At 60.5% G+C, this 16,377-nt stretch carries 11 protein-coding genes; all 11 read left to right on the plus strand.

Translation table 11 applies throughout. The features are described 5' to 3' along the window. The first annotated feature begins 53 nt into the window (after positions 1-53). The 11 genes from tssB to TU73_RS29220 all read left to right on the plus strand — a co-directional run bounded on the left by tssB (position 54) and on the right by TU73_RS29220 (position 16,310). A complete protein-coding gene (gene tssB / locus TU73_RS06140; protein ID WP_003195557.1) occupies positions 54-560 on the plus strand; it encodes a type VI secretion system contractile sheath small subunit in 507 nt (168 codons plus the stop codon). Between the two features lie 2 nt (positions 561-562). Then, complete coding sequence (gene tssC, locus TU73_RS06145) at positions 563-2,059, plus strand: type VI secretion system contractile sheath large subunit (protein WP_043048103.1); 1,497 nt, start codon at positions 563-565, stop codon at positions 2,057-2,059. Between the two features lie 172 nt (positions 2,060-2,231). Further along, positions 2,232-2,720: an Hcp family type VI secretion system effector gene (locus TU73_RS06150; RefSeq protein WP_005792512.1), complete on the plus strand. Its 489-nt coding sequence runs from the start codon at positions 2,232-2,234 to the stop codon at positions 2,718-2,720. A gap of 78 nt (positions 2,721-2,798) precedes the next feature. Further along, entirely contained in the window at positions 2,799-3,314 is a 516-nt protein-coding gene (gene tssE / locus TU73_RS06155; RefSeq protein WP_005792513.1) for a type VI secretion system baseplate subunit TssE, read from the plus strand. Beyond that, the gene (gene tssF, locus TU73_RS06160) at positions 3,311-5,170 is read left to right on the plus strand and encodes a type VI secretion system baseplate subunit TssF (protein WP_056847480.1); all 1,860 of its coding nucleotides are present in this window, start codon (positions 3,311-3,313) and stop codon (positions 5,168-5,170) included. The genes tssE and tssF overlap by 4 nt, the downstream gene beginning before the upstream one ends. Beyond that, complete coding sequence (gene tssG, locus TU73_RS06165) at positions 5,134-6,177, plus strand: type VI secretion system baseplate subunit TssG (RefSeq protein ID WP_057011455.1); 1,044 nt, start codon at positions 5,134-5,136, stop codon at positions 6,175-6,177. The genes tssF and tssG overlap by 37 nt, the downstream gene beginning before the upstream one ends. Beyond that, positions 6,170-8,833: a type VI secretion system ATPase TssH gene (gene tssH, locus TU73_RS06170; RefSeq protein WP_057011456.1), complete on the plus strand. Its 2,664-nt coding sequence runs from the start codon at positions 6,170-6,172 to the stop codon at positions 8,831-8,833. The genes tssG and tssH overlap by 8 nt, the downstream gene beginning before the upstream one ends. Positions 8,834-8,989: 156 nt before the next feature. Then, positions 8,990-10,936 (plus strand): type VI secretion system Vgr family protein, encoded by a 1,947-nt coding sequence (locus TU73_RS06175; protein WP_057011457.1) that lies wholly within the window; start codon positions 8,990-8,992, stop codon positions 10,934-10,936. Positions 10,937-10,951: 15 nt separating this feature from the next. Next, complete coding sequence (locus TU73_RS06180) at positions 10,952-11,386, plus strand: DcrB-related protein (RefSeq protein ID WP_057011458.1); 435 nt, start codon at positions 10,952-10,954, stop codon at positions 11,384-11,386. A 14-nt stretch (positions 11,387-11,400) separates the two neighbouring features. Then, positions 11,401-15,726 carry an RHS repeat-associated core domain-containing protein gene (locus TU73_RS06185; RefSeq protein WP_057011459.1) on the plus strand — a complete coding sequence of 1,442 codons (4,326 nt, stop codon included), beginning with the start codon at positions 11,401-11,403 and terminating at the stop codon, positions 15,724-15,726. Beyond that, positions 15,723-16,310 (plus strand): hypothetical protein, encoded by a 588-nt coding sequence (locus TU73_RS29220; RefSeq protein ID WP_173668894.1) that lies wholly within the window; start codon positions 15,723-15,725, stop codon positions 16,308-16,310. The genes TU73_RS06185 and TU73_RS29220 overlap by 4 nt, the downstream gene beginning before the upstream one ends. Positions 16,311-16,377: the final 67 nt, after the last annotated feature.

The raw sequence follows: 16,377 nt of genomic DNA on the forward strand, positions 1-16,377 counted from the left end.
CCGCCGGACCGTGCAGTAACAACACCGTCGCTCAAGCGACCAGGAGCAGCAACGTGGCGAAGCAAAGTTCTCAGAAATTCATCGCGCGCAACCGTGCGCCTCGAGTGCAGATCGAGTACGACGTCGAGCTTTACGGCGCCGAGAAAAAGGTCCAGCTGCCCTTCGTGATGGGTGTGATGGCCGACCTCGCCGGCAAGCCCGCCGAGCCTCTGGCACCCGTGGCCGACCGCAAGTTCCTTGAAGTGGATGTCGATAACTTCGACTCACGCCTCAAGGCCATGCAGCCTCGCGTAGCGTTCCACGTACCCAACGAGCTGACCGGCGAAGGCAACCTGAGCCTGGACATCACCTTCGAAAGCATGGACGACTTCAGCCCGGCCGCCGTGGCGCGCAAGGTCGATTCCCTGAACCAGCTGCTCGAAGCCCGTACTCAGTTGGCCAACCTGCTGACCTACATGGACGGCAAGACCGGCGCTGAAGAAATCATCATGAAGGCGATCAAGGACCCGGCATTGCTTCAGGCACTTGCCAGCGCGCCCAAGCCTGCAGGGGAGCAGTAAGCATGACTGACAATACCGTACGCGAAGGCGCATCCAGCCTGGGCGCCACCGAAGAAACCAGCGAGTTCGCCTCGCTGTTGATGCAAGAGTTCAAGCCCAAGACCGAACGTGCCCGCGAGGCCGTGGAAACTGCGGTGCGCACCCTGGCCGAACAGGCCCTGGCGCAAACCGATTTGGTGTCCAACGACGCAATCAAGTCGATCGAATCGATCATCGCCGCCATCGACGCCAAGCTCACCGCCCAGGTCAACCAGATCATCCACCACCAGGATTTCCAGCAGCTGGAAAGCGCCTGGCGTGGCCTGCACTACCTGGTCAACAACACCGAGAGCGATGAGCAGCTCAAGATTCGCGTGCTCAACATCTCCAAGCCGGACCTGCACAAGACCCTGAAGAAATTCAAGGGCACCGCGTGGGACCAGAGCCCGATCTTCAAGAAGATGTACGAAGAAGAATACGGCCAGTTCGGCGGCGAACCTTATGGTTGCCTGGTAGGCGATTACTACTTCGACCAGTCGCCACCCGATGTGGAACTGCTGGGCGAGCTGTCGAAAGTCTGCGCCGCCATGCACTCGCCCTTTATCGCTGCCGCCTCGCCGACCGTAATGGGCATGGGCTCCTGGCAGGAGCTGTCGAACCCACGCGACCTGACCAAGATTTTCACCACCCCGGAATACGCCGGCTGGCGCTCGCTGCGTGAATCGGAAGACTCGCGCTACATCGGCCTGACCATGCCGCGCTTCCTGGCGCGCCTGCCGTATGGCGCCAAGACCGACCCAGTGGAAGCCTTCGCCTTCGAAGAAAACACCGACGGCGCCGACAGCTCCAAGTACACCTGGGCCAACGCCGCCTACGCCATGGCGGTGAACATCAACCGTTCGTTCAAGCACTACGGCTGGTGCTCGCGCATCCGTGGCATCGAGTCCGGCGGTGAAGTGGAAAACCTGCCGGCCCACACCTTCCCGACCGATGACGGCGGCGTGGACATGAAGTGCCCGACCGAAATCGCCATCAGCGACCGCCGTGAAGCGGAACTGGCGAAGAACGGTTTCATGCCGCTGCTGCACAAGAAGAACACCGACTTCGCCGCTTTCATCGGTGCGCAGTCGTTGCAGAAACCGGCCGAATACGACGACCCGGACGCCACCGCCAACGCCAACCTGGCCGCACGCCTGCCGTACCTGTTCGCCACCTGCCGTTTCGCCCACTACCTGAAGTGCATCGTGCGCGACAAGATCGGTTCCTTCAAAGAGAAGGACGAGATGCAGCGCTGGTTGCAGGACTGGATCCTCAACTACGTCGACGGCGACCCGGCGCACTCCACCGAAACCACCAAGGCCCAGCACCCGTTGGCAGCTGCCGAAGTGATCGTGGAAGAAGTCGAAGGCAACCCGGGGTACTACAACTCCAAGTTCTACCTGCGCCCGCACTACCAGCTGGAAGGGCTGACGGTGTCGTTGCGTTTGGTATCGAAGCTGCCTTCCGCTAAAAGCGCCTAACTAACTCATGAACCGGCTCCTCTGTGGGAGCCGGGCTTGCCCGCGATGCAGGCGACGCGGTCTGCCAGTCAGACCGCGGTGATGCAATCGCAGGCAAGCCAGCTCCCACAGAAAAGCAAAGCCCCATTGGGCTTAACCAAATTTCGTGGCTGAGTCCACACAGGGAGAAAACATGGCTGTTGATATTTTCATCAAGATCGGCGACATCAAGGGCGAGTCCATGGACAAGGCCCACAAGGACGAAATCGACGTACTGAACTGGAGCTGGGGCATGGCCCAGTCCGGCAACATGCACGTCGGTGGCGGCGGCGGCGCAGGCAAGGTGAATATCCAGGACCTGTCGCTGACCAAGTACGTCGACAAGGCTTCGCCCAACCTGATGATGCACTGCGCCAGCGGCAAGCACATCGACAAGGTCAAGCTGACCGTGCGCAAGGCCGGTGGCGAAAGCCAGGTCGAGTACATGGTGATCAACCTGGAAGAAGTGCTGGTCACGTCCCTGAGCACCGGCGGCTCGGGCACCGATGATCGCCTGACTGAGAACGTCACCCTGAACTTCGCCCAGGTGATGGTCGACTACCAGCCGCAGAAAGCCGACGGCACCAAAGACGGCGGCGCGATCAAGTTTGGCTGGAACATCCGTTCCAACACCAAGCGCTGACAGCCCCTGTGGCCGTGGCCCTGGGCCACGGCCACAGATACTTTGTCCCTCTCGCAACCCGTCCGTGGAGCTGCTTTGGTGGTAACTGAAATCGCTTCCCGCGACCGTCTGCAACCGTCCCTGCTGGACCGGTTGACCGACGACGACCCGACCAATCCCAAGGAAAGCGCCGATAAACGCGTGCTGTCCCTGACCCAATTGAAGGCCTCGGTGCTGCGTGACCTGGCGTGGCTGCTCAACACCACGTCGTTGCTCGACGCCGATGCCACGCTGCACACTCCGGCCGGCACATCGGTGGTCAATTACGGCCTGCCGGCGCTGGCGGGCAACAGCGTTTCCAGCGTTGACATCAAGGCCCTGGAAGCCCTGATCTACCAGGCCATCGCCACCTTCGAGCCGCGCATCCTGCGCCACACCCTGCGGGTCAAAGCCCGGGTCGGCCATGGCGAAATGAACCACAACGCCCTGAGCTTCGAGATCGAAGGCGACCTGTGGGCGCAGCCGGTGCCGCTGCGCCTGTTGCTGCAAACCGACCTGGACCTGGAGTCGGGCCATGTACGCGTGGTCAACGCCGATCAGCGGAGACGCCCATGAACCCGCGCCTGCTGGAGCTGTACAACCAGGAACTGCACCACGTGCGCGAAAGCGCCGCCGAGTTCGCCAAGGAATACCCGAAGATTGCCAGTCGGCTGACCCTGTCCGGCATGGACTGCGCCGACCCCTACGTCGAACGCTTGCTGGAAGGTTTCGCCTACCTGACGGCCCGGGTGCAGCTCAAGCTCGACGCCGAGTACCCGACCTTCACCCACAACCTGCTGGAAATCGCCTACCCGCACTACCTGGCGCCGACGCCGTCGATGACCGTGGTGCAGCTGCAGACCGACCCGGATGAAGGCTCCCTGGCCAGCGGTTTCCCGCTGCCCCGCGACACCGTATTACGTGCTGCCCTGGGCCGCGAAACCCAGACCTGCTGCGAGTACCGCACCGCCCACCCGGTGACGTTGTGGCCATTGCAGGTCAGCGCCGCCGAATACTTCGGCAACCCCGCCGCCGTACTCGGGCGCCTGGCCGCCAGCGAGCCAAAAGCCAAGGCGGGTTTGCGCCTGACCTTGCGCACCGGCGCCGAATTGCCGTTCAACAGCCTTGAGCTGGATAACCTGCCGCTGTACCTCAGTGGTGCCGATGAGCAGCCGTTCCGCCTCTACGAACAACTGTTAGGCAACGCCTGCGCAGTGTTTGCACGCAAACCCGGTGGCGATTGGGTCGAGCGCCTGCCCCAGGGCGCGTTGCGCTCGCGGGGTTTCGACGATGCCGACGCAGCCATGCCGGTGGTGGCGCGGGCATTCCAGGGCTATCGCCTGTTGCAGGAGTACTTCGCCCTGCCCCATCGCTTCCTGTTCGTCGAGTTCGCCGAGCTGAGCCGTGCAGTCAAGCGTTGCGACGGCCAGGAGCTGGAGCTGATCGTGCTGTTCGACCGTCATGAGCCGAGCCTGGAAGGCAGCGTCGGTGCGGCGCAGTTCCTGCCGTTCTGCACCCCGGCGATCAACCTGTTCCCCAAGCGCGTGGACCGTATCCACTTGTCCGACCGGGTCAACGAACACCATGTGATCGCCGACCGCACACGGCCAATGGATTTCGAGATTCACTCATTGAGCGGCATCACCGGCCATGGCACTGGGCCGGAGCAGCCGTTCTTGCCGTTCTACGCAGTGCGTGACCCCTCGCGCTATGGCCGTGACCTGGCTTACTACACCGTGCGCCGTGAGCCACGGGTGTTATCCAGCGACCAGCGCCGCAACGGCCCGCGCTCCACCTATGTAGGCAGCGAAACCTTCGTCAGCCTGGTGGACAGCCGCCAGGCGCCCTACGGCCATGACCTGCGCCAGTTGGGCGTCACAGCGTTGTGCACCAACCGCGACCTGCCGTTGTTCATGAGCGTAGGCAATGGCAAGACTGATTTCACCCTGGCCGACAGCGCCCCGGTGCTATCCGTACGCTGCGTCGCCGGGCCAAGCCGGCCGCGCGCCAGCCATGCCCATGACGCCAAGGCCTGGCGCTTGATCAGCCAGTTGTCGCTCAACTACCTGTCGTTGAGCGAACAGGGCCAGGGGGCCGGGGCCTTGCGTGAACTGCTGCGCCTGTACGGCGACAGCAACGATGCCGCTCTGCAATTGCAGATCGAGGGCCTGCGCGAAGTCAGCAGCAAGGCCGTGACCCGACGCCTGCCGATGCCTGGCCCGATTGTGTTTGGCCGTGGCTTGGAAATCACCTTGGAGTTCGATGAAAACGCGTTTCGCGGCACCGGCGTGTTCTTGCTCGGCGCGGTGCTGGAGCGCTTCCTGGCACGTTATGTGTCGATCAACAGTTTTACCGAGACGGTGATCCGTACCACCGAACGCGGCGAGATCATGCGATGGAAAGCCAAGCCCGGACGGCGTCCGACCCTGTGAGTACCCTGGATGCGATGCACCAGGAGCCCTGGGAATATGACTTCTTCCAGGCGCTGCGGCGCATCGAGTGCGAATCGCCGGACCTGCCGCGCCTGGGCCATTCCCTGCGCCTGGCGGATGACCCGTTGCGCCTGGGGCAACAAGCCGATTGCACCTTCGCCCCGGCCACGCTGGCGTCAGTCGATCCCGGTGGCGACGGCAAGCCGGCGCGGCTCGAGCAATTCTTCTTCGGCCTGGGCGGCCCCAACGGCCCACTGCCGTTGCACATCACCGAATACGTGCGCGAACGCCAGCGCAACAATGCCGACAGCACCAGCAAGCAGTTCCTGGATGTGTTCCACCACCGCTTGCTGAGCCTGTTCTACCGGGCCTGGGCCGAGGCGCGGCCGACGGTCAGCCATGACCGCCCGGATGATGACTACTGGTCTGCACGCCTCGCCGCCTTGAGTGGCCGTGGCATGCCAAGCCTGCAGAATCAGGGGCTTATCCCGGATACCGCCAAGCTGCACTACAGCGGCCACCTGTCGGCACAGACCCGCTACCCGGACGGTTTGAAAGCCATTCTCAGCGAATACTTCGGCCTGCCGGTGGAGATCGAAGAGTACGTCGGCCAATGGCTGGAGCTGCCCGAACGTAGCCGCGTGGGCGTGAGCGCCAATAGCCTGGGCGTGGACTTTTGCCTGGGCCGCTTTGTGTGGGACCGCCAGCACAAATTCCGTATTCGCCTCGGCCCACTGAAACTCAATGACTACATGGGCATGCTGCCCGGCCGCCAGCCGTTCAACGAGCTGGTGGCGTGGGTGGCCGAGTACCTGGGCCATGAATTGGACTGGGACTTGAACCTGGTTTTGCAACAACCCGAAGTACCGGCGCTGCAACTCAACGGCCAGTTCCGCCTGGGCTTCAACACCTGGCTCGGCCGCCCTGCGCATGACGCCAACGACCTAATCCTGGCCCGGCATTACGCCGAGCACGCCACCACCTCAAGGAATCCAGAGCATGGGTGAAATCAGTCGCGCCGCACTGTTCGGCAAACTCAACAGCGTGGCCTACAAGGCCATCGAAGCCGCCACCGTGTTCTGCAAGTTGCGCGGTAATCCGTATGTGGAACTGGCCCATTGGTTTCACCAGTTGCTGCAACTGCAGGACTCGGACTTGCACCGCATCATCCGCCAGTTCAACGTCGAACCGGCGCGCCTGGCCCGAGACCTGACCGAAGCCCTGGACCGCCTGCCACGCGGCTCCACCTCGATCACCGACCTGTCCTCCCATGTAGAGGAAGCCGTGGAGCGCGGCTGGGTCTACGGCAGCCTGATGTTCGGCGAAAGCCAGGTGCGCACCGGCTATTTGGTGCTGGGTATTCTCAAGACGCCGAGCCTGCGCCATGCGCTGCTGGGGTTGTCGGCCGAGTTCGACAAGATCAAGGCCGAAGCCTTGAGCGAGCGCTTTGACGAATACGTCGGTGACTCGCCGGAAAACGCACTGACTGCCAGCGACGGTTTCAATGCCGGCGCGGTGCCGGGCGAAGCCAGTGGCGCGATGGCACCAAGTGCGATGGGCAAGCAGGAAGCCCTCAAGCGCTTCACAGTCGACCTGACCGAACAGGCCCGCAGCGGCAAGCTCGACCCCATCGTCGGCCGTGACGAAGAGATCCGCCAACTGGTGGATATCCTCATGCGTCGGCGCCAGAACAACCCGATCCTCACCGGTGAAGCCGGGGTGGGCAAGACTGCCGTGGTCGAGGGTTTCGCCCTGCGCATTGTCGCCGGTGACGTACCACCGGCCTTGAAGGATGTGGAACTGCGCAGCCTTGATGTGGGCCTGCTGCAAGCCGGCGCCAGCATGAAAGGCGAGTTCGAACAGCGCCTGCGCCAGGTCATCGAAGACGTGCAGGCGTCGCCCAAGCCGATCATCCTGTTTATCGACGAAGCCCATACCCTGGTGGGTGCCGGCGGTGCTGCCGGTACAGGTGACGCCGCCAACCTGCTCAAGCCCGCCCTCGCCCGTGGCACCTTGCGTACCGTGGCCGCCACCACCTGGGCCGAGTACAAAAAGCACATCGAGAAAGACCCGGCCCTGACCCGCCGCTTCCAGGTGGTGCAGGTTGCCGAGCCGTCGGAAGACAAGGCGCTGCTGATGATGCGCGGCGTGGCCTCGACCATGGAAAAACACCACCAGGTGCAGATCCTCGATGAAGCCCTGGAAGCCTCGGTGAAGCTGTCGCACCGCTACATCCCGGCGCGCCAGTTGCCGGATAAATCCGTGAGCCTGCTGGATACCGCCTGCGCCCGCGTCGCCATCAGCCTGCACGCGGTGCCCGCCGAAGTGGACGACAGCCGCCGCCGTATCGAAGCGCTGGAGACAGAGCTGCAAATCATCGCCCGCGAACATGCCATCGGCATTGCCATTGGTGCGCGCCAGAGCAACAGCGAAGCCCTGTTAAGCGCCGAACGTGAACGCCTGGCGACCCTGGAAAGCCGTTGGGCCGATGAGAAAGCCCTGGTGGATGAGCTGCTCGCCACCCGAGCGACTTTGCGCGAAAAAGCCGGCGTGGTGGACAGCGGCAACGATGAACTGCGCTCGCAACTGGTCGACCTGCAACAGCGCCTCACCACCCTGCAAGGTGAAACCCCGCTGATCCTGCCGACCGTGGATTACCAGGCCGTGGCCTCGGTGGTCGCCGACTGGACCGGCATCCCGGTGGGCCGCATGGCCCGCAACGAACTGGAGACCGTGCTCAACCTCGACCAGCACCTGAAAAAACGCATCATCGGCCAGGACCACGCCCTGCAAATGATCGCCAAGCGCATCCAGACTTCCCGCGCCGGCCTCGACAACCCGAGCAAGCCGATTGGCGTGTTCATGCTCGCCGGCACCTCGGGGGTGGGCAAGACCGAAACCGCCCTGGCCCTGGCCGAAGCCATGTACGGCGGCGAGCAGAACGTGATCACCATCAACATGAGCGAGTTCCAGGAAGCCCACACCGTGTCCACCCTCAAGGGCGCGCCACCGGGCTATATCGGCTACGGCGAAGGCGGCGTGCTGACCGAAGCGGTGCGGCGCAAACCCTACAGCGTGGTGCTGCTGGACGAGGTGGAAAAAGCCCACCCGGACGTGCACGAGATTTTCTTCCAGGTGTTCGACAAGGGCGTGATGGAAGACGGCGAAGGCCGGGTGATCGACTTCAAGAACACCCTGATCCTGCTGACCACCAACGCCGGGACAGAGTTGATCTCCCGGGTGTGCAAAGACCCGGCGAACATCCCCGAGCCGGAAGAGATCGCCAAGGCCCTGCGCCAGCCGCTGCTGGAGATTTTCCCGCCGGCCCTGCTCGGGCGCCTGGTGACCATTCCTTACTACCCGCTGAGCGACGAAATGCTCAAGGCAATCACCCGCCTGCAACTGAACCGCATCAAGAAGCGCGTGGAGAACACCCACAAAGTCGCCTTCGACTACGACGACGCAGTGGTCGACCTGATTGTCTCGCGCTGCACCGAAACCGAAAGCGGCGGGCGCATGATCGACACCATCCTCACCAACAGCCTGCTGCCGGACATGAGTCGCGAGTTCCTCACGCGCATGCTCGAAGGCAAGGCGCTGGCGGGGGTGCGAATCAGCAGTCGGGATAATGAATTGCACTACGACTTCAGCGACACAGAATAACTATTGTTGGAATACGGTCAGTGTGGGAGCTGGCTTGCCTGCGATAGCGGTCTGACATTCAGCATTGATGTTGACTGATCCACCGCTATCGCAGGCAAGCCAGCTCCCACAGTTGATCCGGTTCCGTCAGTGATGACGGTAATTACGGGACTACCGATGCTATTCAACCAAGCCTCACGCCTGGCCAAGATCACCAGCCCCCTCGGGCCGGATGTGCTGTTGCTCAATGAAATGGGTGGCGGTGAAGAGCTCGGCCGGCTGTTCAACTATGAGCTGCAACTGACGTCCCTGGACGCCAACATCGACCTCAACCAGCTGCTCGGCAAACCCATGAGCGTAGGCCTGCAATTGGCCGACGGTGGCGAACGACATTTCCACGGCATTGTCGCCCGCTGCAGCCAGAACATCGACCAGGGCCAGTTCGCCAGTTACCAGGTGACCCTGCGCCCATGGCTATGGTTGCTCAGCCGCACCTCCGACTGCCGGATTTTCCAGAACCTGAGCATCCCGCAGATCATTAAGCAGGTGTTCCGCGACCTGGGCTTTTCCGATTTCGAAGACGCCCTGAGCCGGCCGTATCGCGAATGGGAATATTGCGTGCAGTACCGTGAGACCAGTTTCGATTTCGTCAGCCGCCTGATGGAACAGGAAGGTATCTACTACTTCTTCCGCCATGAACAGGACCGCCATGTGCTGGTGCTGGCCGACGCTTACGGCGCCCACACCACGGTGCCGGGCTACGCGTCGATCCCCTACTACCCCAAGGACGAGCAGCAGCGCGAACGCGACCATATGCACAACTGGCACCTGGCGCAGGAGGTACAACCGGGGTCGCTGGAGCTCAACGACTACGACTTCCAGCGCCCCAGCGCCAGCATCGACGTGCGCTCGGCCATGCCACGCCCGCACACCGCCGGCGACTACCCGCTGTATGACTACCCGGGTACCTACGTGCAAAGCGCAGATGGCGAACACTACGCGCGCACCCGCATCGAAGCGCTGCAAACCCTGCATGAGCAGATCGAGTTTGCCGGCAATGCGCGGGGCCTGGGCTCCGGCCATCTGTTCAGCCTCACCGGCTTCAGCCGCCAGGACCAGAACCGCGAATACCTGATCGTCGGCTGCCGCTACTACATCGTCCAGGAAAGCCTGGAAAGCGGCGGTGGCTCGGGCTCGGCGCAGTTCGAAAGCAGCCTGACCTGCATCGACGCCCAACAGAGTTTCCGCCCGCTGGCCAACACCCACCGCCCCATCGTCAAAGGCCCGCAGACCGCCCTGGTGGTCGGCCCCAAGGGCGAAGAAATCTGGACCGACCAATACGGCCGCGTAAAGGTGCACTTCTATTGGGACCGTCACGACCAGTCCAACGAGAACAGCTCCTGCTGGATCCGCGTATCGCAATCCTGGGCCGGCAAGAACTGGGGTTCGATGCAGATTCCACGGATCGGCCAGGAAGTGATCGTCAGCTTTCTTGAAGGCGACCCCGACCGGCCGATCATCACCGGCCGCGTCTACAACGCCGAGCAGACCGTGCCCTACGATCTGCCGGAAAACGCGACCCAGAGCGGCATGAAAAGCCGCTCGAGCAAAGGCGGCACACCGGCCAACTTCAATGAAATCCGCATGGAGGACAAGAAGGGGCTGGAGCAGTTGTACATCCATGCCGAGCGCAATCAGGACATCGTAGTGGAGGTGGATGAAAGCCACTCGGTGGGCCATGACCGCAACAAGAGCATTGGCCACAACGAGACGGTGACCATCGGGAGTAACCGCCTGCGGGTAGTACGCAATAACGACACGGTGATCGTGGGCGCAGCCAAGTCCGACAGCGCCGCCACGAGTTACACCATCGAGGCCGGCGAGAGTATTCGCCTGGTGTGCGGCGACAGCGTGATCGAGCTCAAGGCGGGCGGGGACATCAACCTGACCTGTGGCTCGTTCAACCTGTTTTCCACCGGCAGCAGCAAGATCCAGACGAAGGGCAAGCTGGATATCAACCTGGGCAGCGACAAAGGCACCTCGCCCGGCGCCCAGGGCGTGCAAAGCACGATCAAGTCCGCCGTCGAGTCAAAATTCCCCGGCAAGCCCGGCGCTGGTCAATAACGAGATTTCTTCACCATGAATTACCTGATCAACGAAGCCCAGTTCACCTTGCCCGACGCTGAGGTACAAGACACCTCGATCAATATCCTCAAGTTCGCCAAGCTGGGTACCACCCTGGTGGTGAGCCGCAGCCCGTTGGCGGATGGCGAAAGCCTGCAAAGCAATTTCGAAGGCCAGTTGAAAAAACTCGAACAGCAGGTCAAGGACCTTCGCTATTCCCCGGCCCAGGCTGTCAAGGTCGGGCCGGCGCAGGACATCGACGCCTTTGAAGTGCAGAACCGTTTCAACAAGGGCAGCGACAACATTTACCAATATCAGTTGGCAATGCAGGTACCTGGCACACGCAACCTGGTCGCCCTGAGTTACGTCAAGACCCAGCCCCTGGGGCCTGCCGAGGCGGCGCATTGGGCAACGCTGAAAAACACGCTCACCTTTTGCGCTACGCCTTGAGTCGAGCCTGAGCAATGAGTGAAGACCTCTGGGCTGCCCGCGAAGGCGACGCACTGCTGCACACCTCGGTGATGGCCGATATTCTCGGCGGCGTGTTGGAAGTGGCTGCCTATGCGGCGATCACTACCGTGGGCTGCCTGGCCGTTGCCGGAGCGGTTTTCCTCGCGACCGGTGCGACCATTGCCACCGGCGGTGTGGCACTGGTGTTGGTGGTCGGCGCGGTCGTCGGCATTACCGCGGGCCTCACGGGAGCGGACTTGAAGATATCCAGTTGGTGCGAGTCCGCCGCCAACTGGGTGTTCCCGCCGGTAATCGATGCGTTCATTACCAGCGGCTCGCACAACGTGTTCATCAATGGCAAAAAGGCTGCCCGCGCCGCCGGCAAGATGACGGCCGTGCCCGTCGCGCCCAGCGAGCCGCCAGCGCCAAGCTTCCTGGACATGGCCGGCGAGTTTTTCTCGCAGATGTGGCGCCCGACCGTCGCCTCGCCCGCCCCCGGCACCGAGCCGTGCCCGCTGGACACCGTGGCGTGCAACAAGCACCCGCCCATGCCTCTGCAGTTTATTGCCGAAGGTTCCAGCTCGGTGTTCATCAACGGGCAGCCTGCGGCACGCAGCGGTGATCGCAGTACCTGTGACGCCAAGATTGGCACCGCCCAGGGTCTGATTTCGCCGGACGTGCGCATTGGTGGTGAGACCATTGTGGTGCAGGAGATTCGTAGCGGGAAAACGCCAGGGGTGGGGCTGGCGATTGCCGTGGTGATGGCGTTGCGGGGCAACCTGAAATGTTTCTGGACCAAGCTGCCGTGCATGATCGGAGGTGCGTTGGTGGGTGGCGCGATCGCTTACGGGACCGCCAAGGTCACCTCGGCACTCAAGAGCGCCATCAATGGCTCGCCCAATCCGGTGCACAGCGCAACGGGGGCCAAGGTACTGGGCGGGGAAGAGGAGCTGGATTTCATCCTGCCAGGCCTGCTCAACATCGTATGGCAGCGTTTTTACAGTAGCCTCGACACACGCCAGGGCAGCCTTTTCGGTGCGGGTTGGAGTGTCGGCTATGAGGTAGCCGTAGAGATTGATGCCGATGAAAACCTGACCTATATCGATGAGCAAGGGCGCCGCCTGGAAATTGGCTATATCCCGTTGTCTGGCGGCGCTTTCAGCCCTGGCGAGGGCTTGGCCGTCAGGCGCAGCGCGGAGGGGGCGGTACTGATCGAGAGTACGGAAGGCTTGTACCGGCTCTTCGAAACCGACCCGTTGAACAGCACGCGGATGCGCTTGCACCTTCTGGGTGATCGTAACGAAGGGCGGATCTTCCTCGACTACGACGCTCAGGGCCGATTGTGCCGGTTACGCGACACCCATGACTTGATGCACGTCGACCTGATCTACTCCGCAGAGCATCCTGGGCGCGTGAGCCATATCGAACGACGTTACCTGCGCCAGGATCATTTCGATGCGCGCAGCGACGTGCTCGTCAGTTATCGCTATGACAGCAACGGCGATCTTGCCGAGGTCTTGGACGCACAAAGTACAACCCAACGACGCTTCGCTTACGACGCCAGTCGGCGCTTGATCGAACACCAACTGCCGAGTGGCCTGCGCTGTTTCTACCAATGGGCTGAAGTGGAGGGGCCAGGCGGCCCGGAATGGCGCGTGAGTCGGCACTGGACAGACGCTGGAGACGAATACACCTTCGAGTACGATCTCGATGCCGGCATTACCCGCGTGACCGATGGCCTGATGCGCGTCAGCACCCGGCATTGGAACCCACAGTTCCAGATCACTCGCTACGTCAACAACCTAGGCCATATCTGGCAGTTCGAGTGGAGCGACGACCGCCAACTGCTGGCCGCAATTGACCCGCAAGGCGGCCAGTGGAGCTTCAACTACGACGAGTCAGGTAACTTGAGCGCGGTGATCGACCCGCTGGGCAGGACCAGTGCTACGCGATGGCTGGCACACTGGGCATTGCCCGAGGTAGAAACCGACACTGCGGGCCACAGTTGGCATTACCGCTACGATCAGCGTGGCAACTGCATCGAGGAAGTCGACCCTCTTGGCAACCGTACGCGCTATGTCTACGACGGTTTCGGCCAGCCGGTGCGCATCTTCGATGCGACGGAAAAAGCCAGAACATTGCATTGGAACGAATGGAGCCAACTGGTCGAAGAAGTGGACTGCTCGGGTTATCCCACTCGCTATCAGTACGACGCCTTCGGCAATTTGGTGGTGCAGACCAATGCCGAGGGTGAATCGGTGCGCTATCGGTATAGCCCGCAGGGACTGCTCTTGGAATGCAGGCTTGCGGATGGCCGCGTGGAACAACTTCAACGTAGCACCAGCGGCTATTTGACGGCCTATATCGACCCGGCCGGCAGCACCACGCGCTATGCCTATGACGTACGCGGCCTGGTCAAACAACGCTGGGATGCACACAACCGGACGGTCATGTTCGATCACGATGCCTATGGGCGACTGCGCAGACTGACGAATGAAAATGGTGAAAGCTATCGCTTCGAGTGGGATGCAGCAGATCGTCTGGTGCAGCAGCAAGACCTGGACCAAAGCCGGCGCTGCTACACCTACGATCAGTTGGACGACGTTATCGCCGTAGACTACCTGCCGGGAATCGAAGGCGAGCCAGTTGCTCCACTGTCCCACCAGTTTCAGCGGGATCCTCTAGGACGCCTGATCAGCAAAGTTACTTCAGACGGTACCACCGTTTATGAACATGATCTGAACGACCATCTGGTGGGTGTCAGGTTCACCGCTCTGGACGGTCGCCAGCAGGCACTCGCCTTTAGCTATGACGCGTTGGGTCAGTTACTTGAAGAGCAAAGCGCGGCAGGGTCTGTGCAGCATCGTTACGACGAGCTGGGAAATCTGATTCAAACCGGCTTGCCCGACGGTCGATGGTTGAACAGGCTGTACTACGGTAGCGGCCACCTGCATCAGTTGAACATCGATGGAAAAGTCATCAGCGACTTCGAGCGTGATCGCGTGCATCGCGAAGTGCAGCGTACCCAGGGCCAATTCAAGACGAGTACCGCTTATGACCGAAGCGGTAGAGTTCGCTCACGCCAACGCCGCAGTATTGACCAGCCGTGGCAACTGCCCCCGTTAGTCGAGACGGACTACACCTACGATCCCAGCGACAACCTGATCGGGCGACGTCGGATAAGCCGCCAATACGACCGTCAAGAGCTACTGGGCTATGACAGTACCGGGCGTATCCTAGTCAGCCATTCGATAGGACGGAGCGAAACATACGCATACGATGCAGCGGCAAACCTGCTGGATGCGCCGCAACAGAGCGGGCTGGTACGGTATAACCGGCTGCTGACTCATCAGGACAAACGTTACAAGTACGACACTCTTGGCCGGATGATTGAAAAACGTAGCGCTGCGCGTGGCTTACAGCGGTTTGCGTATGATTCAGAAAGCCGACTGGTAGAAGTGCGAAATGAAAACGGCAGTGTCGTCAGGATGACCTACGACCCGCTGGGGCGACGCATTGAAAAGAGCGAGCATGGTGCCAATGACTATCCGCTGGGACGCAGCTCTTTTACATGGGACGGCCTGCAGCTCCTGCAAGAGCAACGAAACAATCAATCAAGCGTGTACGTCTACGAAGAAGGCGATTATGAGCCGCTGGCCCGAATCGACGGCTTCGGCGTACTACAAAGTATCCGTTACTACCATAACGATATCATTGGCCTCCCAGAGCAGCTTACCGAAGCCGACGGTCATATCGTCTGGCAAGCCAAATATCGCGTATGGGGCAATACCGTCGAGGAAATAAGTGAGCCTTATTATCTTGAGCAACAGAATCTGAGATTCCAGGGGCAATACCTGGATCGAGAGATTGGACTGCATTACAACATATTTAGATTTTATGACCCCGATGTGGGACGCTTCACAACGACGGACCCTATCGGGCTGGCCGGCGGCTTCAACCTCTACCAGTACGCAGCAAACCCGATAGGTTGGCTTGATCCTTGGGGGCTCTCCGCCTGCGCCCCGACACACCATATCGCCACGAATAAACATGCAAAATGGACACCTAAATACCGTGTTCTTTTTGAGAAAAATGGGTTGGGTAAATTTAAAAACGGAAAATCCCGCAGGGACGTACTCAATGACCCGTTAAACAAAGTGGACGTGCCCGGGCATAAAGGTCCGCACCCCGAGGGAATGCATGCAGAGATTTATAAACGACTGCAAAATGCAAGCCGAAAAGGGCCGGATCAATTCAAGGCCGAGCTCGCAGAGCTTAGGAAGGAGGCACTGGACCCTACCTCCACGCTTAATAAGATTTTGAGGAAAGTAGACTTATGAATTACTTCAAACTTAATCCAAACGTCACCAGTAAACAGTGGGAAGGTTATGTAAACCTGGGAGGGCTCGTTTATAAAGGAGAGGAAATAGACGATGTTGAGCTGTCTAATAGTAGAACGCCTTGTGCCTTCGAACCTCTGCACTATGAGATTCTCGTAGATGGAAAAACAGCTCCGGTCAACACCATCGGGACTGACTTTTTTGTATTCGACGAAGCTCTCCAAGGATTGGATAACTTGCTGACGGAGCATGTGCAATTTTTACCCATCAGCCACGAAACGCAAAACGTGCGTTATCGTCTTCTTCATGCTTACCAATATGTCGATTGCGTCGATTGGGCGCTATCTGAATACGAGGCTTGGCCCGAATCACACGTAGTCAAAGAGTGGCAAAATCCAAGAGGTCGTTTCTTTTTCAACCCAACATTAAGCAGAGAAAAAATTCCAAAAAATACAGAGGTTTTTCGCTTAGAGGGCTGGGGCGGAGCTTTCAACATCGTCATTTGCGAAGCGTATAAAGATAAGTTGCTGAGCCTTGACTTTGACCATTCTTTTTTGGAATTTCACTCTATTATTCTTGTGTGACAGGACAGCCTTGAATAAATAAACCTGATACTCGGCTCCCAGCAAGTTCATCGCAGGATGAAATAAG

This window comes from Pseudomonas libanensis, assembly GCF_001439685.1.
GTDB classification, from domain to species: Bacteria; Pseudomonadota; Gammaproteobacteria; order Pseudomonadales; family Pseudomonadaceae; genus Aquipseudomonas; species Aquipseudomonas libanensis.

What these genes read in the sequence shown, in the direction of transcription:
- tssC (WP_043048103.1), top strand. Translation starts at nt 563, where the DNA reads ATGACTGACAATACCGTACGCGAAGGCGCATCCAGCCTGGGCGCCACC.
- TU73_RS06150 (WP_005792512.1), top strand. Translation starts at nt 2,232, where the DNA reads ATGGCTGTTGATATTTTCATCAAGATCGGCGACATCAAGGGCGAGTCC.
- tssF (WP_056847480.1), top strand. Translation starts at nt 3,311, where the DNA reads ATGAACCCGCGCCTGCTGGAGCTGTACAACCAGGAACTGCACCACGTG.
- tssG (WP_057011455.1), top strand. Translation starts at nt 5,134, where the DNA reads ATGGAAAGCCAAGCCCGGACGGCGTCCGACCCTGTGAGTACCCTGGAT.
- tssH (WP_057011456.1), top strand. Translation starts at nt 6,170, where the DNA reads ATGGGTGAAATCAGTCGCGCCGCACTGTTCGGCAAACTCAACAGCGTG.
- TU73_RS06175 (WP_057011457.1), top strand. Translation starts at nt 8,990, where the DNA reads ATGCTATTCAACCAAGCCTCACGCCTGGCCAAGATCACCAGCCCCCTC.
- TU73_RS06180 (WP_057011458.1), top strand. Translation starts at nt 10,952, where the DNA reads ATGAATTACCTGATCAACGAAGCCCAGTTCACCTTGCCCGACGCTGAG.
- TU73_RS06185 (WP_057011459.1), top strand. Translation starts at nt 11,401, where the DNA reads ATGAGTGAAGACCTCTGGGCTGCCCGCGAAGGCGACGCACTGCTGCAC.
- TU73_RS29220 (WP_173668894.1), top strand. Translation starts at nt 15,723, where the DNA reads ATGAATTACTTCAAACTTAATCCAAACGTCACCAGTAAACAGTGGGAA.